This is a genomic window from Rhodococcus sp. NCIMB 12038, from assembly GCF_002165735.1.
Lineage (GTDB): Bacteria > Actinomycetota > Actinomycetes > Mycobacteriales > Mycobacteriaceae > Rhodococcus_F.
Genome location: NZ_NHML01000038.1, coordinates 1 through 20,362 on the forward strand (window position 1 = coordinate 1; position 20,362 = coordinate 20,362).

The window sequence follows — 20,362 nt, forward strand, 5'->3', positions numbered from 1 at the left end:
TTCCGGATCTCGTACAGCTCCTGCGAGGAGCACTCGAGAATGTTGGTGCGGTCGATCACGATCGATGCCTTCTCCGGGCGGAGTAGACCGATCAGCGACTTCAGGAACACCGACTTACCCGTGCCCGACGGCCCGAGCAACGCACTGACCTCACCGGCCGGAAGGGTCAGCGTGACGTCCTGCCAGATCCTCTGCGAGCCGAAGGACTTGGTCAGTCCCTCGACGGATACCTCGACTCCCACCATTACCTCCGCGACCGTTCGATGCACTCACCCCGTGTGGGTTGGGTCACTCTATCGCATCGACGTGTTACCTGTGACAAGGGATGCTACTCATGAGTAAGGAAGCATGCCAACTGCGGGTCCCACTATGCAAAACAACGCGTCTGAACTGGGATAACGGTAGCGAAATTTTTGATCGCGCGTCCAGCTTTCGGCCAGGAATCTCGACACTCCGAAGCCCCCCGAGGACGCAAAAAGAGGGCCACTCCCCACGGATGGGGAGTGGCCCTCTTCGTCTGCTCGGTGAGCAGCGCGGGTGAGACCGTCTTACTTGACGGTGATCTTCGCGCCGGCAGCCTCGAGCTTCTCCTTGGCGGCGTCGGCCGCGTCCTTGGCAACCTTCTCCAGGATGGCCTTCGGAGCACCCTCGACGAGGTCCTTGGCTTCCTTCAGGCCGAGGCCGGAAACGACCTCACGGACGACCTTGATGACCTGGATCTTCTTGTCGCCGGCCGACTCGAGGACGACGTCGAACTCGTCCTGCTCTTCAGCAGCCTCGGCGGCAGCCGGTGCTCCGCCTGCAGCGGCAACGGCGACCGGGGCAGCGGCGGTGACCTCGAAGGTCTCCTCGAATGCCTTCACGAACTCCGAGAGCTCGAGGAGGGTGAGCTCCTTGAACTGGTCCAACAACTCTTCGGTGCTGAGCTTCGCCATTGTGGCGGTCCTTCCTGTAAGTCCCATGTCGCTGATCCGCGACCGGGCGGGGTTATAGCAGTGATGCGCGGGTGCGGATCAGCTTTCGGCTGCAGCCTCGGCGGGAGCTTCGGCAGCTCCGCCTTCTGCGGCCTTCTTTTCCTGCAGAGCAGCGGCCAGACGGGCCACCTGCGAAGCAGGAGCGTTGAACAGGCCTGCGGCCTTTGCCAAGTTGCCCTTCATCGCGCCGGCAAGCTTGGCCAACAGGATCTCGCGGGACTCGAGGTCCGCGATCTTGTTGACCTCGTCCACGGACAGCGCAGCGCCGTCCATGTAGCCGCCCTTGATGACGAGCGCCTTGTTGTCCTTAGCGAAGTTCTTCAGAGCCTTCGCAGCATCGACGGGCTCGCCCTTGATGAATGCAATGGCGGTCGGACCGACGAAAAGGTCATCAAGGCCCTCGACGCCCGCCTCAGCAGCGGCACGCTTGACCAGGGTGTTCTTGGCGACGGAGTAGGTGGCACCTTCTCCGAGAGCGCGTCGCAGTGTCGTGATGTTGCCCACCGTCAGACCACGGTATTCCGTGATCACAGCAGCGGTCGAACCCTTGAACTGCTCGGTGATCTCCGCAACTGCGGAAACCTTCTCAGGCTTTGCCATACTTCGCCTCCTCTCATGACAGTCGTTATCCCACTTCGGAACCGCTGCGCACCGCCGGGTATCCCGGAGCACACAATCCACGACATGCAAAACGCCCCGGTGCAGGGCACACGGGGCGTGAAAGGAAGCCATTCGGCGAGGGCGCGAGCCCACGACCGATACGCATCCCCCTACCTCGTCCTCCTGCGTGGGCCGCCGGACATTCCCGGACTTTCAATCACACCCTTGCGGGAGCGATCACCAACGGTCTTGGGTAGAACATGATTTGGGGTGAAGCTCGAATAGTGCATCGAACTCCGCACGACAGATTACGGCATGTCCTGCTCAACCGCCAAATCGCGGCCGAACCCAAGCGTCGGACCGTGACCGGCATCACTTCCGGTGCGGAGCTGTGACCCATCAGACCGAGGCTGTGGACAATTATCTGTTACGTCACGTAACAGGTATGAGTTAGCTTTTTCTCATGACAATCCTCGAAGCCCGAGCCGTCGTGGCAGGGTCCCGGACGCGCCGCTTCCTCGCGCTCGCCGTGATCTGCCTGGCCGAACTGCTGGTGGTGCTCGACAACACCATCGTCAACGTCGCCCTCCCCTCGATCGGCGTCGAACTCCGCACCAGCGTCAGCGGCCTGCAATGGGTCGTCGACGCCTACACATTGACGTTCGCCGGCCTGCTCCTGGCGTGCGGCAACCTCGGCGACCGCTACGGGCGGCGCCGCGTCATGGTCATCGGCCTGATCGGCGTCGCCATCATGTCGATCGCCGGCGCCAACGCCGAGAGTCTGGGTCAGGTCATCGCGGCCCGCGCCGCGATGGGTGTCTTCGCCGCCGCGGTCTTCCCCGCGACCCTCGCCCTCGTCATCAACATCTTCACCGACGTGCGGGAACGAGCGCTGGCCATCGCCGCCTGGACCGCGATGGCCGGCTTCGCGATCGCCATCGGCCCGATGGCCGGTGGGTGGCTGCTCGAGCACTTCAGCTGGCACTCCGTCTTCTGGATCAATGTGCCGATCGCCGTAGTGGCGGCGATTGCAACGCTCATACTGGTGCCGGAATCCCGTGCCTCCGTCATCGGGCGCATGGATCTACTCGGCATCGCCGCCTCGATCACCGGCATCACCGTCCTCGTGTGGGCGATCATCGAAGCCCACACAACGGGTGGACGTCGACTGTCACGGTCGGCGCCGTCGCCGTGTCGATCGCGGTGCTGACCGGATTCGTCCTCTGGGAGTTGCGTACCGAACACCCCATCCTCGACCTACGGCTGTTCCGCAACCGGCGCTTCTCCCTGCCCGCCCTGGCCATCGCCATCGGGTACTTCTCGATGTTCGGCTTCCTGTTCCTCATTACGCAGTACTTCCAGGGTGTCCGCGAGTACACGCCGTTCGAGTTCGGTGTCGCGTCGCTGCCGTTCGCGGTGTCGGTGGCGGTCGGCGCCCCGGTCGCCACACTGCTGGCGCAGCGGATCGGGACGACCCCGGTGATCGTGTTCGGTCTTCTCCTGACCGGGGTCGGCCTATACCTCGGGGGTCAGGTTGCCGTCGACAGCAGTTACCTGACGGACGTGCTCCCGTCGATGGTGTCGATGGCACTGGGCCTGGCCATCGTGCAGGGGCCGGCAACCGAGTCGATCATGGCGTCGCTCCCCCTCGACGAGGCCGGAGCGGGGTCGGCCGTGAACGACACGACCAGGGAAATCGGAGGAACGCTCGGGGTCGCCGTGCTCGGATCGATCGTCGCGTCGTACTACGCGACGACGATGAGTCCGCTGCTCGACCGCATTCCGGCCACATTGATGAACGACGACGAGAAGGGCTTCGCCCGCGCCACGGTCCTGAGTGTGCTCGAGATCCGCAAGCGCGAGATCCCGCCGTTCCTCGAGCAGCAGCGTGAGAATCTCATTCTCACCATGAAGACGACGGTCCTGCAGGGTTCGCACACCGCGTCGCTCGTCGCGGCAGGCGCCGTGGTGGTTTGCGCGGTCGTCGTCGCGATCTTCATGCCCTGGGCGCCGGCCCAAACGGATTCCGTGATGCTGGCGTGGCGGAAGAAGACCGAACCGGGCACCGTCGACGAGGACTGAACCCCGGAGAAAGCAGTTCGGCCGGTACGGAAGATTTCCGTACCGGCCGAACTGTGTGTAGCAGACTTACGCGTCGGCTTCCTCGAGAAGGTTGCGGGTGCGGTTCGGGTCCACCGGGATGCCCGGGCCGGTGGTGGTCGAAACGGTGACCTTCTTGACGTAGCGGCCCTTCGCGGAGGACGGCTTCGCACGCAGGATCTCGTCCAGCGCGGCGCCGTAGTTCTCCACCAGCTTGGCGTCGTCGAACGATGCCTTGCCGATCACGAAGTGCAGGTTGGCCTGCTTGTCGACGCGGAAGTTGATCTTTCCGCCCTTGATGTCCGCGACGGCCTTCGTGACATCAGCCGTCACGGTGCCGGTCTTCGGGTTCGGCATCAGGCCACGCGGTCCGAGGACGCGGGCGATGCGGCCGACCTTGGCCATCTGATCGGGAGTCGCGATGGCGGCGTCGAAATCGAGCCATCCGCCCTGGATCCGCTCGATGAGGTCCTCGGCACCGACGGCGTCGGCTCCAGCGGCCTCGGCCTCGGCGGCCTTTTCGCCGACTGCGAACACGATGACGCGGGCGGTCTTACCGGTGCCGTGCGGCAGGTTGACCGTGCCGCGGACCATCTGGTCCGCCTTGCGGGGGTCGACGCCCAGACGAACTGCAACCTCGACGGTCGCGTCCATCTTGCTCGACGACGTCTCCTTCGCCAGCTTCGCAGCCTGCAGCGGGCTGTACAGCTTGTCGAAGTCGATCTTCTCAGCGGCGGCGAGATACGCCTTGCTGCGCTTTGCCATTTCTTCTGTCCTAACTTCTCACCGCAGTGTGTGTCTCGTCTACGGTGGTGAATGGTTCAGTAGTGGTCTGGGCCTGGCCGGCCCTCCCACGCTTTCTTCGACGGCGGTGCCGTCAGTCGATCTGGCTGACTCAGCCGTCGACCGTGATACCCATCGAGCGTGCGGTGCCAGCGATGATCTTCGCGGCCTGCTCGATGTCGTTCGCGTTGAGGTCTTCCTGCTTGGTCTTCGCGATTTCGCGCACCTGATCCATGGTCACGGAAGCGACCTTGGTCTTGTGCGGCTCGCCGGAGCCCTTCTGCACGCCTGCAGCCTTGAGCAGCAGCTTGGCAGCCGGAGGGGTCTTCAGCTTGAAATCGAAGGTCCGGTCTTCGTAGACCGAGATCTCGACCGGCACCACGTTGCCGCGCTGGGACTCAGTCGCCGCGTTGTAGGCCTTGCAGAACTCCATGATGTTCACGCCGTGCTGACCAAGCGCGGGACCCACGGGCGGTGCAGGGTTAGCCTGACCGGCCTGGATCTGAAGCTTGATGAGCCCTGCGAGCTTCTTCTTCTTGGGGGGCATCTCGATTTCCTAATTCTTGCTGGGTGTGTTTCTTGCTACTGCAGTGCAAGTATGTGGCGCTAGATCTTCGCGACCTGCGTGAAGGACAACTCGACCGGGGTCTCGCGACCGAAGATCGAGACCAGGACCTTGAGCTTCTGCTGTTCGGCGTTGACCTCGCTGATGCTGGCGGGCAGCGTGGCGAACGGGCCGTCCATGACGGTGACCGACTCGCCGACCTCGAAGTCGACCTCGATGAGCGGCTTCGCGAAGCTTTCTCCGCCGGTCTCGCCGGCCGCAACGGTTGCCGCGGCAGCCTGCTTCTTCTGCTCCTGCTGCGGGAGCAGGAACTTGATCACCTCGTTGAGGGTCAGCGGGGACGGACGCGACGTCGCACCGACGAATCCGGTGACACCGGGCGTATTGCGCACGGCTCCCCAGGACTCGTCGTTGAGTTCCATGCGGACCAGGATGTAGCCGGGCAGAACCTTGCGGTTGACCTGCTTGCGCTGTCCGTTCTTGATCTCGGTGACCTCTTCGGTGGGAACTTCCACCTGGAAGATGTAGTCGCCGACATCGAGGTTCTGGACACGGGTCTCGAGGTTGGCCTTGACCTTGTTCTCGTAGCCCGCGTAGGAGTGAATGACGTACCAGTCACCGGGTGCGCGACGCAGAGCGGCCTTCAGTTCCGCAACGGGATCCTCGGGCTCTTCAGCGGCAGCAGCCTCTTCGCCGTCAACAGCCTCTTCGCCGTCAACGGCCTCATCGGCGTCGACAGCCTCATCGGCGTCGACAGCCTCTTCGGCAGGCGCCTCGTCCTCGATGATCTCGTCGGCCGGGGCTTCGTCGGCGACGTCGTCACCGAAGATTTCCGCGGCTTCGGTGCCCTCGTCGGCAGCCTCGACATCCACTTCGGCTGCCGCCTCGGCAGAAACACGCTCTTCGGCCAAGGCCTCATTCGTGTCGTTCTCGGGGGTGCTCACTGGGGCACTCGCTTCCTCTCGTCACTCACATACTTCGGATCCACCGGGGCGGATTCCGTCAACCGAACAACCAGGTGACGCCTTTGATGACCGCCAGATCCAACACGCCGATGAACGTCACCATGAACACCACGAATGCCAGGACGACGCTGGTGTAGGTGATCATCTGCTTGCGATTGGGCCAGATGACCTTGCGCAGCTCGGCGATGACCTCGCGGAAGAACCGGCGCAGGCGCTTGAAGATGTTTTCCTTGCGCGGCTTGTCGGCGCGATCCTTTTTCGCCGGCTTGACCTTGGTGGTCGTGTCCGACTTCGACTGTTCCGGTGCCTTCACGGAACTCGCGGCGACCTCGGTGCCTGCCGGAGAGCGACGGCCCTGGCGCTTACCGCTGGGCTTTCCCGAGGGAGTGGCGGAACGCGTGGTGGTGGTGGCGTCGGCCGCGGTGTCGTCGGCACCGTCCGGGCGCGTAGACCCTGAAGTGTCGCCGTCGCGCTTGGCGCGCTCCTCGCTCACGTCGTTCCTCTCAGTCGCTGGCATCCGGGGGCAGGGGCGACAGGACTTGAACCTGCAACCTGCGGTTTTGGAGACCGCTGCTCTGCCAGTTGAGCTACGCCCCTTTGGTCGGGAGACCTGGTCCGAATCTAGCCTCGGACCAATTCTTGACCGACCTCTCTGTGATTACATGACACGCGCGCCACCCTTGCCGGCCGTACAGCACCGTAGGGCAGCGCGCAGCGCTGAGTAATCCCAGAAATCTCAGTGTACTTCAAAGCCCCGGAACAAACCCAATCCACCCGGCTGTCAGGCCAGACGGACCGTTGCGGTGGCGCGACCGAAGATCTTCTTTCCCTCGGAGCGCGCCACGATCGCGACTACTGCTGTCTTGCTTTCCTCGTCGAGCGACTTCACCTTACCGGTGTACTCGACCTGCGCGGCCTCGTCCTCACGGACGTAGACCGAGCTCGTGAAACGAACGTTGTACTCCTTGACCGCACCCGGATCGCCGAGCCACGACGTGACGAAACCGCCGCCGAGACCCATGGTGAGCATTCCGTGCGCGATCACATTGTCGAGACCGGCGAGCTTGACGACCTCGTCGCTCCAGTGGATCGGGTTCGGATCGCCGGACACGCCCGCGTAGTTGACCAGGTCGCCACGCGTGAGCTTCACGATGCGCTCGGGGAGTTCCTCACCCACCGAGACGTCCTCGAACTTACGAAGCGCCATGCATGATCACGTCCTTGACTGCGTGAGCGATGTTCTCGTCGACCTCGCCACCGGTGCGCGCGACGAGCGTCGTCCACGTGGTCTGGACGAGTTCGTCGTACTGATCGGTGACGATGTTCTTGGTGACGATGATGTCGCTGCCACCCATCTGCCGGAACGACTCCAGGTAGACGTCGCAGACCAGCCGGTCGCCGACCTTGATCGGCTTGTGGAACTCGAGCCGCTGGTCGGTCTGGAGGATCTGACTCGGGTCGTAGCCGGTGACGATCTCCTTGAAGAGGCGTCCCTGGGCGATGATGCCGACGAGCGAGATGAACGTCAGAGGAGCGAGGAGACCGTCGTAGCCGAGGCCCTTGGCGGCTTCCTCGTCGTGGTGAGCGGGGTGCCAGTCCTGCACGGCACGCGCGTACTCGCGCACCTTCTCGCGTCCGACCTCGTAGAAATCGTCGACGCGGTAGTGGTGCCCGACCATCGCCAGTGCGTGCGCGGCAGGATCAGCAGGAACAGCCGCGGGCACGTATGCCTCTGTCTCTGTCACAGTGTCAGTCACGCGAAAGAACCTCTTCTACCCTTGACGTCAGCGCGTGAGGGCAGCCTAGAGGACTCCCTTCGCGAACGCAGTCCTTGTCCGGACCGTGTTACTTGGACTCGCGATGCGACTGGTGAGTTCCGCAGTTCGGGCAGAACTTCTTGATCTCCAGGCGATCGGGGTCGTTACGCCGATTCTTCTTGGTGATGTAGTTGCGGTGCTTGCATACCTCGCAGGCCAAAGTGATCTTGGGCCGAACGTCAGTCGAGGAGGCCACGGGATGCCTTCTTTCGGGTGAATCTGATTACGAACAATCAGGGTGGATCATGCATATTGTGTAGCGGTGACCGGACTTGAACCGGCGACGCAACGATTATGAGTCGTTTGCTCTACCAACTGAGCTACACCGCCTCGGTGTCGAGTGTCGCGCACCAGGCGCTCCACTTCAATCCAGCGAGCCCCCTAACGGAATCGAACCGTTGACCTTTTCCTTACCATGGAAACGCTCTGCCGACTGAGCTAAGGGGGCGTGCTTCGCTCGCACATCGCTGCGCGCTGAAGCCTTGACGAGATTACACAGAAGTTCCGACCAGAAACAAATTGGCTGGTCAGCGGCTTTCGTACTCCGCTGCACCCGACACTACGCGTCTCCGACCCGCTCCGGGCCGGGTCGGCAGGCCGGCGCCGGCCTCCCCCACGAACGACAGAACCCCGGTGAGCTGTCGCTCACCGGGGTTCTGTGTGTGGCAGATGTAGGATTCGAACCTACGTAGGCATAAGCCGACGGATTTACAGTCCGCTCCCATTGGCCGCTCGGGCAATCTGCCGGGGTTGCACGAGGAGCGCGAAATCTGTGGGAAATCGCTCTCCGCTGCGGGAAGAAGAATACAACGAACGGCCCCCCGTTTTGCAAACCGGGTGGATACGGGCGGTTGCGAACCGATAGCGTCGAATCTGCTCGCCGGTATTCGGCGGGCCCCCGGCCGGGTCGCGGCGGGGAGAACCAGACGAAACCGGGAGTGTGAAGTGGCTGATTCGTCCTTCGATGTGGTGAGCAAGGTCGAGCGTCAAGAGGTGGACAACGCCCTGCATCAGGCCGGCAAGGAACTGTCGACCCGGTTCGACTTCCGGAACACGGGAGCATCGATCGAATGGTCCGGCGAGGAAACCATCACCCTGACGGCCGACACGGAGGAGCGACTTCTCGCCGCCCTGGACGTCTTCAAGGAGAAGCTGATCCGTCGTGACATCTCCCTGAAGGCGTTCGACGCGGGCGAGCCGGCGCAGTCCGGAAAGATCTACAAGCTGTCCGGCAGCCTCGTCCAGGGCATCACCACGGAGAACGCCAAGAAGATCACCAAGAAGATCCGCGACGAGGGCCCCAAGGGCGTCAAGGCGCAGATCCAGGGTGACGAGCTGCGCGTGAGCAGCAAGAAGCGCGACGACCTGCAGGCCGTCATCTCCCTGCTCAAGGGTGAGGACTTCGGGATCGCGCTGCAGTTCGTGAACTACCGGTAGGCGCTCCGCGCTCGTGCGCCTTTCTGGTTGCTGGAACGACCGAAAAGGCGCACGGGCGGCGAAGCCGCCTATCTGCCTGCCATGCGCTCGAGGCGCTCGATCCGCTCGGCCATCGGCGGGTGGGTGGAGAACATCCGGCTCATCTTCTCGCCGGTGCGGAACGGGTTGGCGATCATCAGGTGCGACTGTGCGGCGAGCTGAGGCTCCGGCGGCAGCGGCGCGGCTTGGGTGCCACGTTCCAGCTTTCGTAGCGCCGACGCGAGCGCCAGGGGGTCGCCGGTGAGTTCGGCGCCCGATTGGTCGGCCTGGAACTCCCGGGACCGCGACACCGCGAGCTTGACGACGGTGGCGGCGATGGGCCCGAGCAGCGACACCAGGAGCAGTGCGATCGGGTTCGCGCCCTGTCCCCCGCCGCGGCCGCCGAACATGTTGGCGAACATGGCGAAGTTCGCGAGTCCCGACACGACGGCGGCCATCGCGCCCGCGACCGACGAGATGAGGATGTCGCGGTTGTAGACGTGCGACAGCTCGTGCCCGAGCACGGCCCGGAGTTCCCGCTCGTCGAGGATCTGCAGGATGCCACTGGTGCAGCAGACCGCCGCGTGGCGGGGACTGCGCCCGGTGGCGAACGCGTTGGGCGCGCTGGTGGGGCTGATGTAGAGCCGCGGCATCGGCTGGTGCGCGGTGGTCGCCAGTTCTCGGACGATGCGGTAGATGACCGGCGCCTGCACCTCGGTGATCGGCTGGGCGTGCATGGCCTTGAGCGCCATCTTGTCGCTGTTGAAGAACACGTACGCGTTCATGCCGACCGCGAACACGATGGCCAGCAGCAGGATGGTCGGGTTGCGGAACAGGGCACCGATGAACACGATCAGCGCCGACATGCCGACCAACAGAACCAGAGTCTTCGCCCCGTTTGCGTAGCGCACGTCACGCCTTCCTTGTCGTTGTCACCCGATCACGGTCGTCCGAGTTTCGCGATCTTGATCATTCAACGAAACACGGTGGCGGGACGGTTCCCGTTCGGCGAACGAGATCGGGTGAAGACGAGTCCGGGTACTGACGATACGGCTCAGCCGACGCGCTCGATCGTGTAATCGACGAGCTTCACGAGGGCGTCGTTGGCCGGGCCATGCGGCAGTTCGGCGAGCTGCGCGCGGGCCTGCACGGCGAACTCCTCGAGCTTCGCCTTGGCGGCGGCCATGCCGGGTGAGCGTTCGAGGAGCGCGAGCGCCTCGGCGACGTCGTCGTCGTCGGTGACGGGACCGTCGAGGAGCACACGCAGGCGGTCCGCCTCGGGACCCTCGTCGCGCAGCGCGTACAGGACGGGCAGCGTGTGCACGCCCTCGCGCAGGTCGGTGCCGGGGGTCTTGCCGGACTGCGCGGAGACCGAAGAGATGTCGATGATGTCGTCGGAGATCTGGAAGGCGGTGCCCACGGCGTCACCGAGCCGTTCGAGCCGCTTCACGTGATCGGCGTCCGCACCGGAGAACGTGCCGCCGAAGCGCCCGCACGCCGCGATCAGCGATCCGGTCTTCTCCCAGACCACCTTGAGGTAGTGCTCGATGGGGTCCTGCTCGCCGCGGAGCCCGATCGTCTCGCGCATCTGGCCGGTCACGAGTTCGGCGAACGTCTCGGCGATGATGCGCACCGCCTCGGGTCCGAGGGTCGACACGAGACGCGACGCGTGGGCAAACAGGTAGTCGCCGGCGAGGATGGCGACGCTGTTGCCCCACCGCGAGTTCGCGCTGGGCGCGCCGCGGCGCATCGACGCCTCGTCCATCACGTCGTCGTGGTACAGCGTGGCGAGGTGGACCAGTTCGACGACGGTGGCCGCGGTGACCACCGACGGGTCGGAGGCCTGGGGTCCGAGCTGGGCGGTGAGCACCGTGAAGAGGGGGCGGAAACGCTTGCCTCCCGCTTTCGCGAGATGCAACGCCGCCTCCGTCAGGAAATCCTCCCCGTCGGAGAGCTCACTGACCAGCAGTTCCTCGACTTGCTTCAGTCCTTCACGGACCGTGGCGGCGAGCTGCGGGTCGCCGAGATCGATCCCGGCGACCGTAGTGCCCACTACAGCGTCGGCAGCGGTGTGTGCTGCGCCCTCGGTGCTCACGTTCTCAGTACCCATTCCTGTCGTCAGTGACGGCGCGGCTCCGCGCCGTCGGTGGCGGCTCGGCTACCACGGTAGTGAACCTAGCGGTTCCGCTGCCCGTCGGCCTCGCCGCGGTCGTGTAGCGAAGCCTGACAGGATGTAGGCGTGGTCGCAGCAGAACAGTCGCCCGCGGGATCCCCGCTTCCCACCGCCACCGACGTCCTCGTCATCGGTGCTGGTCCGGCCGGGTCCTCGGCTGCCGCTTGGGCGGCGCGCGCGGGACGTGACGTGGTCCTCGCCGACGCGGCGGTGTTTCCACGCGACAAGACGTGTGGCGACGGACTCACCCCCCGCGCCGTCGCCGAACTCGATCATCTCGGCCTCGGCGACTGGGTGCGGTCGAAGGGCACCAATCGCGGGCTGAGACTCAGCGGGTTCGGGCAGGAGCTCGAACTCGAGTGGCCCGGCAGGTCGTTCCCGGCCGTCGGCAGCGCCGTGGCCCGCACTGAGCTGGACGACCGGATCCGCGCGACTGCCGTCGACGCCGGAGCCGTCATGGTGCAGGGCGCCAAGGCGATCGGCGTCGAACGGAGCGGTGACCGGGTGACGTCGGTGACCCTGAAGACGTCCGACGGGACCCACACCGTCGGCTGCCGGACATTGATCGTCGCCGACGGCGTCCGCTCGACTCTCGGCAAGCAACTGGGGCGCGAATGGCACCGGGACACGGCATACGGTGTGGCCGCCCGCGCCTACATCGCCACCGACCGCAGCGCCGACCCGTGGATCACCTCCCACCTCGAACTGCGGGACGCCGCCGGGACGCTGCAATCGGGCTACGGCTGGGTGTTCCCCCTGGGCACCGGTGAGGTGAACATCGGCGTCGGCACCCTGGCCACCGCCAAACGTCCGGCTCCCGGCGCGCTGCGTCCCCTCCTGGACCTGTACACCGCGCAGCGCCGCGACGAGTGGAACTGGGACGGAGAACTGAGGGCCGTCGCGTCGGCGTTGCTGCCGATGGGCGGTGCGGTGTCGCACATCGCGGGCCGGAACTGGGCGATCATCGGCGACGCGGCGGCGTGCGTGAATCCGCTGAACGGCGAGGGCATCGACTACGGGCTCGAAGGCGGGCGCCTGGTCGCGGAGGTCCTCGACGCCGACGACCTGACGCTGCTGTGGCCGTCGATTCTGCGGGAGCGGTACGGCCGGGCGTTCTCCGTGGCGCGCCGGCTCGCCGGACTGCTGACCGTGCCCCGGGTCCTGCCCGCGTCCGGCCCGGTGGCGATGCGGTCGCGCGCGCTGATGACCGTTGCGGTGCGTGTCATGGGCAACCTCGTCACCGAGGAGGACAGCGACCTCACCGCCCGCGCGTGGCGGGCGTCCGGTCGGGTGTCGCAGAAGGTCGACTCGCGACCGCTGTTCGGCTGACGGTCAGCGGGTGGCGCGGTGCAGGGCGACCACACCGCCGGTGAGGTTGCGCCACTGCACGTTCCGCCACCCGGCCGCCTCGATGCGCTGAGCGAGTTCCTGCTGGGTGGGCCAGGCACGGATGGATTCGGCGAGGTACACGTAGGCGTCGGGGTTGCTGCTGACGGCGCGCGCGACCCGCGGCAGCGCCTTCATCAGGTACTCCATGTAGACCGTGCGGAACGGCCCGAACACCGGGGTCGAGAACTCGCTCACGACGAGGCGCCCGCCGGGCTTGGTGACCCGGGCGATCTCGCGGAGACCGGCGTCGAAGTCGGAGACGTTGCGCAGCCCGAAGGAGATGGTGGCGGCGTCGAACACGGCGTCGGCGTAGGGCAGGTGCATCGCGTCGCCGGCGACCATCGGCACCCGGCGGCCACTGCCTGCCTGCAGCATCCCCTTGGAGAAGTCGGTGGCCACACACCAGGCGCCCGACCGTCCGAGTTCGACGGTCGACACCCCGGTCCCGGCGGCGAGGTCGAGGACCCGCTCCCCCGGCTTCAGGGCGAGAGCCGACCGCGTCGCCTTGCGCCAACTGCGATCCTGACCGAACGACAGGATCGTGTTGGTGAGGTCGTAGCGCTTCGCGACGCCGTCGAACATCGACGCGACCTCGTGCGGATCCTTTTCGAGCGACGCCCGCGAACCGTGTGTAGTTGCCACGCCCGAAACGCTACCAACCGTGCCCGGCGCCGGCGTCGGCGCCGGGCACGGTGGCGAGGCGGTCACTTCTTCGAGACGCGGACCAGCTTCTTGTTGACGAACTCGTCCATCCCCCACGGACCGAGTTCGCGGCCGACGCCGGAGCGTTTGACTCCGCCGAACGGCAACCCGGGGAGCGTCGTCCCGTGCTCGTTGACGTACGCCATGCCTACGTCGAGACGGTCGGCCACGTCGCGGGCCCCGTCGAGGTCGGTGCTCCACACCGACCCGCTGAGACCGTACGCGGAGGAGTTGGCGAGTTCGACGGCCTCGTCGGCGGTCGCGACCTTGTAGACGACGCCGACCGGCCCGAACAGTTCCTCGCTGTACGCGCGCATCTCGGGAGTCACGTCGACGAGCAGCGTCGGTTCGACGTACGAGCCGGGGCCGTCGATCTTCTTGCCGCCCGCGAGGAGCGTCGCGCCCTTGGCGACAGCGTCCTCGATCTGCTCGATCAGGGAATCCGCGGCGGTCTGCGAGGACAGCGGCCCGAGGACGGTCTTGGCGTCGAGCGGATCGCCCGTCGGTGTGGCCTTGAACGACTCGGCGAGTTTCGCGACGAACTCGTCGTAGTTCGGTTCCGTCACGATGAACCGTTTCGGCGAGTTGCAGGCCTGGCCGGCGTTGGACAGGCGGGCCCGGGTCGCCGTCTTGACGGTGGCGTCCATGTCGTCGGTGTCGAGGACGACGAACACGTCGGACCCGCCGAGTTCGAGGACGACCTTCTTGAGGTTGCGGCCGGCAGTCTCGGCGACGCTGATCCCGGCCCGTTCACTGCCGGTGAGTGAGACGCCCTGGACGCGCGGATCCGCGATCATGTCGGCGATCTGCTCGTTGGTGGCGAACACGTTGACGTACGCGTCCTCCGGGAGGCCGGCCTGCCGGAGGATCTCCTCCATGAGCAGCGCCGACTGCGGACAGTTCGGGGCGTGCTTGAGCAGCACGGTGTTGCCGAGCACGAGGTTCGGTGCCGCGAAGCGGGCGACCTGGTAGTACGGGTAGTTCCACGGCATCACGCCGACGAGCGCACCGATCGGCCTGCGGTAGACGACGGATTCGTCGGCGCCGGGCACGTCGAGCCGTTCCGCCTCCAGCAATGCGGGACCGTTGTCGGCGTAGTAGCGGTAGATCGCCGAGGACAGCTTGACCTCTCCTTTGGCCTCCCGGACGGGCTTGCCCATCTCGAGGGCGATCATCCGCGCCAGTTCGTCCTCGCGCTCGGCGTAGAGGTCCGCGGTGCGGCCCAGAATTCGTGCTCGTTCCTCGGCGGGGGTCGTCCGCCAGCTCAGATATCCGCTGTGGGCGCGTGCGAGCGCGGACTCCACTCCTGCATCGTCCAAGGTCTCGAATTCCCGGACGGTTTCACCGGTCGCGGGATTGACAGTCTTGTACTTCGCCATACCCCGGGCAACGACGAGCCGGCCGCTCGAATTCCCCGCCGACGCCGAGCCGCCGGTCAGGCGGCTCGGGTTTCGCGAAAGCCCTGACCGCCTGCGACCGCCGCGTAGTGGCCCAGCAGCTCGTCGCAGATCGCGGGCCATGTGCGGTGCAGCACCGACTGTCGGGCTGCCTCCCCGAAGCGGGCCCGCATGCGCCGGTCCCGCAGCGCGTCGACGGCGCTCGGCAGCAGTTCGCCGAACCGGTCGACCGGAAGCAGGTAGCCGTTGCGGCAGTGCGCGACCAGATCGCGGGGTCCGCCGGCGTCCGGTCCGATGACCGGCACCCCGCTGGACAGGGCCTCCTGCACCGCCTGGCAGAACGTCTCGTGCTCGCCGGGATGGACGAAGACGTCCAGGCTCGCGTACGCCTCGGCGAGTTCCGCACCACCGAGTTGGCCGGTGAAGACGGCGTCGGGCATCAACCGCTGCAGGCGGCTCCGCTCGGGTCCGTCGCCGACGATCACCAGCCGCACCCGCTGATCGCCCGCCAGCGCGGCGAGCCGCTCGACGTGTTTCTCGGGCGCGAGCCTGCCCACGAAACCGACGACCAGCCGGTCGGAGCCGGCCAGCCAGGAGTCGCGCAGGCCGGTGCTGCGGCGGGACGGTGCGAATCGAGTGGTCTCCACCCCGCGCGCCCAGCGGTGGACCCTCGGAATCCGCTGCTCGGCGAGGGCCTCGACCGCCGACGTGGACGGGGCGAGGGTGCGCGTGCAGCCCCGGTGGATGCGCCGCGTCCAGGCCCACGCCGCCCGGCTCGTGATGCCGAGGCCGTAGCTTTCGGCGAACCCCGCCACGTCCGTCTGGTACACCGCGACCGTGGGGACGTCGAGCCGGTGCGCGGCACCGAGCCCGCCCGCCCCGAGGAGGAACGGTGACGCCAGATGCACGACGTCGGGGTCGAACGCGCGCAGGGCGGCAGTGAGTCCGGGCTGCGGCAGACCCACCGGGAGCGAACTGACCTTCGGAACCATCACCGCGGGCACCCGGTGGACGGGCACACCGTCGTGTTCGGCCGGCGCAGGCGCCTGCGATCCGACCGTGTCCGGGGCGACGACCATCGCCTGGTGTCCGGTGCGCTGCAGATGGTCGAGAACCCGCAGCACCGAGTTGGTCACACCGTTCATGTTGGGAAGAAACGATTCCGCGACGATGGCTACTCTCACGCACTCAGCGTGGCAGTGCTCGTGGTCACAGCAGCGAGATCGACGTGACTGTCGCGCGAAGTTCCGGGAAATTCAGGATGACGCGGCCGGCGCGGATTCCGCCGAGATCTCCCGGCGCCGGAGATACCAGAGCACCGGTCCCGCGATCAGCCACGTCACCACGATCAGCGAACCGGCGGGGATCACGGCCACGCTGGCGTCACGCCCGGACACCCGCACCAGATCGGGGTCGCTGCGCGCGTACTCGACGTCGATCCGCTGACCCACCGTGAGGTTGGTCGGATACAGCACACCGAGTTCGGGGTTGTGCGTCACGCCGTCCGGGGTGACGAAGCTGATGGCCGACCGCAACGACCCCGCCGACAGCACCTCCGCCGTGGCCACGCCGCGGTCGGATTGGATCGTGTGGTCGTTGCGCCAGGCAGCGAGAACGAGGAGGACCGCCAGGACGGAGATACCGATCGCCGCCACCAGCACCCCGCGCCGGACCCGCCCCGTCACCCGCGCATTCACAGTTGTGCCCGCACCGCGGCATGCAACTCGCGCAGCCCGGAGCGTTCGGTGGTCACCTCGAGCACCCGGATTCCGCGGTCGCCGGGCGCCTCGGGTGTGCTCAGCCGCGTCGACAGCTCACCCAGACCCACCAGGTGGTGCTCCACCCGGTAGGCGGCGCAGAGCGCGGCGAGATCCATCCCGTGCGGAGTGCCGAAGACCCGCTCGAACACCCCGGCGTACTGGGGATCGCCCTGTTCGAGCAATTCGAAGATGCCGCCGCCGTCGTCGTTGGCGACGACGATCGTCAGGTCCCGGGGCCGCGGTTCGCCCGAGCCGATGAGCAGCCCGGACGCGTCGTGCAGGAACGTGAGGTCGCCGAGCAGGGCCACCGTGCGCCCATCCTCGTAGGCGAGGGCCGCCCCGACGGCGGCGGACACGGTGCCGTCGATGCCGGCGACGCCCCGGTTGGACAGCACCCGGACCTTCGGCGCCGGATAGCTGACCAGCGCGGCGTCCCGGACGGGGTTGGACGCGCCGAGGAGCAACTGGTCGCCGTCGGTCAGGGCGTCCATGACGGCGGCCGCCACGTGGAGGCCCGTCGCCTTCGGGTGGGCGGCGAGTTGCGCGCGCACCGCCTTGTCGGTGTGTTCGGACAGTGTGCGGCACCGGTTGATCCAGGCCCGGTCGGGTTCACCGGTCACCACGGCGCGGGTTCCGGTGGCCAGCACGTTCCCGGACACGTCGGGCCAGCGGGGGCCGGTGGTGAGCGCGTAGACGGCCACCGCCGGATCGGCGAGGACCTTCGACACGGACCGGTGGAGGGTGGGGCGTCCGGTGATGACGGCCTGCCGCGGCTTGAGTTGCGGCAGCGCCATCGGATGCACCGGGATGCCGTGCAGGGGGGCGGTCGGCTCGGCGACCGTCGGAAGTCCGGCGAGTTCCGGCCGCAGCGCCGACCCGTGCCCGGATATCACGATGGTGTCGGCGGTGATGTCGAGGTCCATCGCCACGTCGAGCGTCGCGTGCTGGGTGGTGGTCCACGCCGCCCCACCCGGACGTCCCTGCGGGACCGGGCCCTGCGCGTGGACGTCGGGGACGAGCGGTTCCCGGAGCGGGATGTCGAAGTGCACTGGTCCGGCGTTGCCCGACCTCGTGCCACGTGCGGCGGCGAGGACCCGGCAGACCGCCGAACGCCACTGGCTGTTCTGCGCTGCGTCGTCCTCGGCCAGGCCGAGGCTGATGGTCGCGCGCACCTGGCTGCCGAACAGACCGAGTTGCTCGATGGTCTGGTTGGCGCCGGTGCCGAGCATCTCGTACGGGCGGTTGGCGCTGAGCACCACCAGCGGCACCCGGGCATAGTTCGCCTCGAGGACAGCGGGACCGAGATTGGCGACCGCGGTACCGGACGTCATGACGATCGGGACGGGACGCTTGCCTGCCACGGCCAGGCCGAGTGCGAGGAATCCCGCGGTGCGCTCGTCGATCCGCATGTGCAGACGCAGTCGGCCCTCGAGGTCGGCGGCCTGCAGGGCGAACGCCAGCGGCGCATTCCGCGAACCCGGGCAGAGCACGACCTCGCGTACTCCCCCGCGGACCAGTTCGTCGACGACCGCGGTGGCTTGAGCAGTGGACGGGTTCACGCCATCAAGAGTGTCAGATCCTCCGGCACGCCCGTCCGGCGACCTGGCCGGGTGAGTTCACGGCCACATCCCGGGCGCTGACACCATGTGGGCATGCGCACTGTCTTCGATCCCGCCGAGCTTCCTCCACGCCGCATGTACCAGGTGCTGACCGCCTCGGTGGTGCCGCGACCGATCGCGTGGGTGTCCACGGTCTCGGCGGACGGGGTGGCCAACCTGGCCCCGTACAGCTTCTTCTCGGTGTCCAGCACGCAGCCGCCGGTGGTGCAGTTCACGTCCGTCACCCGCAAGGACAGCCTCCGGAACATCGAGGCGACGGGTGAGTTCGTGATCAACCTGGCGACGGAACCCCTGGTGGCGGCCGTCAACGCCAGTTCCGCCACCTACGACAGCGACGTCGACGAGTTCGCCGCGCTCGGCATCGAGACCGAGCCCAGCGAGCGGGTCCGGCCGGTCCGCGTCGCGGGTTCCCCGGTCGCCATCGAATGCACCCTGCACGGGGTGACCCCGGTCGGTGACTCGTTCGTGGTGATGGGCGACGTCGTCACGATCGCGGTGCGTCCCGAGGCGCTCGCCGACGACGGGCTTCCCGACTTCGCCGAACTCGCTCCGCTCAGCCGCCTCGGCCGAAACGAGTGGGGTCTGCCGCCGAAGGTCGTGATGCTGGACCGCCCGCACCGCCCCGAATAACACATCGATTGGTTAGGCTTACCTGATAACCGCACCGCAACCGGGGGAGCTACCACCGACATGGCCCAGCGCAGCAAGTTCGTCAAACCTCAGAGCCGCCGGATCGCGTCCGCACGAGTGGTCGCAGGCAAGCAGATCAGCCCGAACTTCGTCCGCGTCACCATCGCGGGTGAGGAACTCGACTCCGTCAGCCCCATGGGCTTCGACCAGTGGTTCCGGATGTTCATCCCCCAGCAGGGACAGAGCACGCTGCGGCTTCCGACCAGTGCGAGCAACCTCTGGTACGCCCAGTACAAGCTGATGTCCAAGGACACCCGGCCGGTGGTGCGCAACTACACGGTCCGCGAACTCCGCGTCGCAGGGTCGGGAACGTTCGGCGACACCACCGAGATCGACATCGACTTCGCCTCGCACGGCGACCTCGGTCCCGCGTCGGCGTGGGCGAACGCTGCTGCGGCCGGTGACGAGGTGGCGATCCTCGACGAGGGCCTGATCTACAACCCGGCCCCGGACGCCGAGTGGCAACTGCTCGTCGGCGACGAGAGCGCGCTTCCCGCGATCGTCGGGATCCTGCGGTCGGCGCCGCAGGACCTGCGGGCCCAGGTGTTCGTCGAGATTCCCGATGCCGAAGACGCTCAGGACGTTTCGGTGGGTGACGGCGTGAACGTGCACTGGCTGGTCCGCGAGGACGCCGGCGCCCGTCCGGGGGTGCTCGCACTGAACACGGTGAAGCAGGCGGAATTGCCCACCGGCCCCTCCTACACGTTCGTCGCCGGCGAGAGCGAGCTGACGACGGCGCTGCGGCGCCACCTCGTGAACGAGCGCCACATCCCGAAGTCGAACATCTCGTTCACCGGGTACTGGCGCTTCGGTCACGCGGCCAACTGACCACAGGTGAGTGGCAAAGTGTGCCGGGGCACTCTTTCCCACTCACCTGGGTTCTCAGTTGGCGTGCTTCTGGACGAGAGCGCCCAGACGCGGAAGTGCCTCGATCACATTCTTCTTCGCCGACGGGCGCAGCGTCGAGTACACCTTCTTGACAGCGCCGCGGTCGCTGCCCTCGATGCGCTCGTCGGTCACACCGAGCAGCGAGTCCGCGACCTCGTCGCTGCGCGCGACCAGGTACTCGGAGAATCCGGCTTCACCGCTGGCGGTGAACGCCTGCCAGTACGGCTCGAGCTTGGTGACGAATGCCGGCAGCAAACCCTCGATGGCATCCGGCACGATCGACGGTCCCACCTTCTTGACGGCGCCGTATCCACCCTTGAGTGCCAGTCCCGAGGCCCCCGACTTGTCCGAAACCTCCGCGTCGATGAGAGCCTGGACGTCTGCGACGACCGCAGGAACGCGCGACTCGTCGAGCAGGGTTTCGTTCAGAGCTGCAACCACTTTCAATGCCTCCGTATTGACTGAGCGATCAGGTCCGGCCAGAC

General features: G+C 66.7%; 22 protein-coding genes, 4 tRNA genes and 1 pseudogene. 5 read left to right on the top strand and 22 right to left on the bottom strand.

Annotation, left to right across the window (positions count from 1 at the left end; all coding sequences use genetic code 11):
• The 3 genes from CA951_RS36975 to rplJ form a co-directional block, all read right to left on the bottom strand.
• On the bottom strand, positions 1–245 hold a 245-nt coding region (locus CA951_RS36975), incomplete at its 3' end, for an ATP-binding cassette domain-containing protein (RefSeq protein ID WP_143543157.1).
• A 303-nt stretch (positions 246–548) separates the two neighbouring features.
• Positions 549–935, bottom strand: coding sequence for a 50S ribosomal protein L7/L12 (rplL, locus tag CA951_RS36980; protein WP_005252104.1), 387 nt, complete (start codon positions 933–935; stop codon positions 549–551).
• Between the two features lie 78 nt (positions 936–1,013).
• Positions 1,014–1,574 (bottom strand): 50S ribosomal protein L10, encoded by a 561-nt coding sequence (gene rplJ, locus CA951_RS36985; protein ID WP_087561602.1) that lies wholly within the window; start codon positions 1,572–1,574, stop codon positions 1,014–1,016.
• Between the two features lie 463 nt (positions 1,575–2,037).
• Here rplJ and CA951_RS36990 point away from each other — a divergent pair.
• A pseudogene (locus tag CA951_RS36990) lies at positions 2,038–3,656 on the top strand (MFS transporter).
• A 66-nt stretch (positions 3,657–3,722) separates the two neighbouring features.
• Here the strand turns inward: CA951_RS36990 and rplA are convergent.
• The 11 genes from rplA to CA951_RS37045 form a co-directional block, all read right to left on the bottom strand.
• Positions 3,723–4,439 (bottom strand): 50S ribosomal protein L1, encoded by a 717-nt coding sequence (gene rplA / locus CA951_RS36995; RefSeq protein ID WP_087561603.1) that lies wholly within the window; start codon positions 4,437–4,439, stop codon positions 3,723–3,725.
• A gap of 130 nt (positions 4,440–4,569) precedes the next feature.
• Entirely contained in the window at positions 4,570–5,004 is a 435-nt protein-coding gene (gene rplK, locus CA951_RS37000) for a 50S ribosomal protein L11 (protein WP_005252095.1), read from the bottom strand.
• A gap of 59 nt (positions 5,005–5,063) precedes the next feature.
• Positions 5,064–5,966: a transcription termination/antitermination protein NusG gene (gene nusG / locus CA951_RS37005; protein ID WP_087561604.1), complete on the bottom strand. Its 903-nt coding sequence runs from the start codon at positions 5,964–5,966 to the stop codon at positions 5,064–5,066.
• A 58-nt stretch (positions 5,967–6,024) separates the two neighbouring features.
• Complete coding sequence (gene secE / locus CA951_RS37010; protein ID WP_179220446.1) at positions 6,025–6,480, bottom strand: preprotein translocase subunit SecE; 456 nt, start codon at positions 6,478–6,480, stop codon at positions 6,025–6,027.
• A 31-nt stretch (positions 6,481–6,511) separates the two neighbouring features.
• Positions 6,512–6,584, bottom strand: a tRNA-Trp gene (locus CA951_RS37015).
• 184 nt (positions 6,585–6,768) lie between these two features.
• Complete coding sequence (hadB, locus tag CA951_RS37020; RefSeq protein WP_005252091.1) at positions 6,769–7,194, bottom strand: (3R)-hydroxyacyl-ACP dehydratase subunit HadB; 426 nt, start codon at positions 7,192–7,194, stop codon at positions 6,769–6,771.
• Positions 7,181–7,744 (bottom strand): (3R)-hydroxyacyl-ACP dehydratase subunit HadA, encoded by a 564-nt coding sequence (hadA, locus tag CA951_RS37025; RefSeq protein WP_043824409.1) that lies wholly within the window; start codon positions 7,742–7,744, stop codon positions 7,181–7,183. The genes hadB and hadA overlap by 14 nt, the downstream gene beginning before the upstream one ends.
• Before the next feature lie 88 nt (positions 7,745–7,832).
• Positions 7,833–8,000: a 50S ribosomal protein L33 gene (gene rpmG / locus CA951_RS37030; protein ID WP_005252089.1), complete on the bottom strand. Its 168-nt coding sequence runs from the start codon at positions 7,998–8,000 to the stop codon at positions 7,833–7,835.
• A gap of 61 nt (positions 8,001–8,061) precedes the next feature.
• A tRNA-Met gene (locus CA951_RS37035) sits at positions 8,062–8,134 on the bottom strand.
• A 45-nt stretch (positions 8,135–8,179) separates the two neighbouring features.
• Positions 8,180–8,252 (bottom strand) — tRNA-Thr (locus CA951_RS37040).
• A 215-nt stretch (positions 8,253–8,467) separates the two neighbouring features.
• A tRNA-Tyr gene (locus CA951_RS37045) sits at positions 8,468–8,550 on the bottom strand.
• 199 nt (positions 8,551–8,749) lie between these two features.
• Between CA951_RS37045 and CA951_RS37050 the strand changes: the two genes are divergently transcribed.
• On the top strand, positions 8,750–9,241 hold the full coding sequence (locus tag CA951_RS37050; RefSeq protein ID WP_007298080.1) for a YajQ family cyclic di-GMP-binding protein: 492 nt from the start codon (positions 8,750–8,752) through the stop codon (positions 9,239–9,241).
• 68 nt (positions 9,242–9,309) lie between these two features.
• On the opposite strand, the gene htpX is transcribed toward CA951_RS37050, so the two are convergent.
• Together htpX and CA951_RS37060 are read right to left on the bottom strand one after the other, a co-directional pair.
• Complete coding sequence (gene htpX / locus CA951_RS37055) at positions 9,310–10,170, bottom strand: zinc metalloprotease HtpX (protein WP_072940014.1); 861 nt, start codon at positions 10,168–10,170, stop codon at positions 9,310–9,312.
• Positions 10,171–10,313: 143 nt separating this feature from the next.
• On the bottom strand, positions 10,314–11,369 hold the full coding sequence (locus CA951_RS37060) for a polyprenyl synthetase family protein (RefSeq protein WP_087561607.1): 1,056 nt from the start codon (positions 11,367–11,369) through the stop codon (positions 10,314–10,316).
• Between the two features lie 129 nt (positions 11,370–11,498).
• On the opposite strand from CA951_RS37060, the gene CA951_RS37065 reads away from it, so the two are divergent.
• Positions 11,499–12,761 carry a geranylgeranyl reductase family protein gene (locus CA951_RS37065; protein ID WP_087561608.1) on the top strand — a complete coding sequence of 421 codons (1,263 nt, stop codon included), beginning with the start codon at positions 11,499–11,501 and terminating at the stop codon, positions 12,759–12,761.
• Positions 12,762–12,764: 3 nt separating this feature from the next.
• Here the strand turns inward: CA951_RS37065 and CA951_RS37070 are convergent, their stop codons facing one another.
• From CA951_RS37070 to menD, 5 genes are all read right to left on the bottom strand, one after another.
• Positions 12,765–13,463: a demethylmenaquinone methyltransferase gene (locus tag CA951_RS37070; RefSeq protein WP_087561609.1), complete on the bottom strand. Its 699-nt coding sequence runs from the start codon at positions 13,461–13,463 to the stop codon at positions 12,765–12,767.
• A 62-nt stretch (positions 13,464–13,525) separates the two neighbouring features.
• The gene (locus CA951_RS37075) at positions 13,526–14,902 is read right to left on the bottom strand and encodes an NAD-dependent succinate-semialdehyde dehydrogenase (protein ID WP_087561610.1); all 1,377 of its coding nucleotides are present in this window, start codon (positions 14,900–14,902) and stop codon (positions 13,526–13,528) included.
• Between the two features lie 56 nt (positions 14,903–14,958).
• Positions 14,959–16,104 carry a glycosyltransferase family 1 protein gene (locus tag CA951_RS37080; RefSeq protein WP_201452912.1) on the bottom strand — a complete coding sequence of 382 codons (1,146 nt, stop codon included), beginning with the start codon at positions 16,102–16,104 and terminating at the stop codon, positions 14,959–14,961.
• A gap of 72 nt (positions 16,105–16,176) precedes the next feature.
• Positions 16,177–16,617, bottom strand: coding sequence for a DUF3592 domain-containing protein (locus CA951_RS37085; RefSeq protein ID WP_087561612.1), 441 nt, complete (start codon positions 16,615–16,617; stop codon positions 16,177–16,179).
• Positions 16,614–18,239, bottom strand: a complete 1,626-nt coding sequence (gene menD / locus CA951_RS37090) for a 2-succinyl-5-enolpyruvyl-6-hydroxy-3-cyclohexene-1-carboxylic-acid synthase (RefSeq protein WP_087561613.1) — start codon at positions 18,237–18,239, stop codon at positions 16,614–16,616. Before menD ends, CA951_RS37085 begins: the two co-directional genes overlap by 4 nt.
• A 93-nt stretch (positions 18,240–18,332) precedes the next feature.
• On the opposite strand from menD, the gene CA951_RS37095 reads away from it, so the two are divergent.
• Together CA951_RS37095 and CA951_RS37100 are read left to right on the top strand one after the other, a co-directional pair.
• Positions 18,333–18,929, top strand: coding sequence for a flavin reductase family protein (locus tag CA951_RS37095; RefSeq protein WP_087561614.1), 597 nt, complete (start codon positions 18,333–18,335; stop codon positions 18,927–18,929).
• Between the two features lie 60 nt (positions 18,930–18,989).
• Positions 18,990–19,817, top strand: a complete 828-nt coding sequence (locus CA951_RS37100) for a siderophore-interacting protein (protein ID WP_087561615.1) — start codon at positions 18,990–18,992, stop codon at positions 19,815–19,817.
• A 54-nt stretch (positions 19,818–19,871) separates the two neighbouring features.
• On the opposite strand, the gene CA951_RS37105 is transcribed toward CA951_RS37100, so the two are convergent.
• Complete coding sequence (locus CA951_RS37105; RefSeq protein ID WP_087561616.1) at positions 19,872–20,318, bottom strand: hypothetical protein; 447 nt, start codon at positions 20,316–20,318, stop codon at positions 19,872–19,874.
• Positions 20,319–20,362 lie beyond the last annotated feature (44 nt).

Coding starts and splice junctions, on each gene's coding strand:
- rplL (WP_005252104.1), bottom strand. CDS start 935: ATGGCGAAGCTCAGCACCGAAGAGTTGTTGGACCAGTTCAAGGAGCTC.
- rplJ (WP_087561602.1), bottom strand. CDS start 1,574: ATGGCAAAGCCTGAGAAGGTTTCCGCAGTTGCGGAGATCACCGAGCAG.
- rplA (WP_087561603.1), bottom strand. CDS start 4,439: ATGGCAAAGCGCAGCAAGGCGTATCTCGCCGCCGCTGAGAAGATCGAC.
- rplK (WP_005252095.1), bottom strand. CDS start 5,004: ATGCCCCCCAAGAAGAAGAAGCTCGCAGGGCTCATCAAGCTTCAGATC.
- hadB (WP_005252091.1), bottom strand. CDS start 7,194: ATGGCGCTTCGTAAGTTCGAGGACGTCTCGGTGGGTGAGGAACTCCCC.
- CA951_RS37060 (WP_087561607.1), bottom strand. CDS start 11,369: ATGGGTACTGAGAACGTGAGCACCGAGGGCGCAGCACACACCGCTGCC.
- CA951_RS37075 (WP_087561610.1), bottom strand. CDS start 14,902: ATGGCGAAGTACAAGACTGTCAATCCCGCGACCGGTGAAACCGTCCGG.
- CA951_RS37095 (WP_087561614.1), top strand. CDS start 18,333: ATGCGCACTGTCTTCGATCCCGCCGAGCTTCCTCCACGCCGCATGTAC.
- CA951_RS37100 (WP_087561615.1), top strand. CDS start 18,990: ATGGCCCAGCGCAGCAAGTTCGTCAAACCTCAGAGCCGCCGGATCGCG.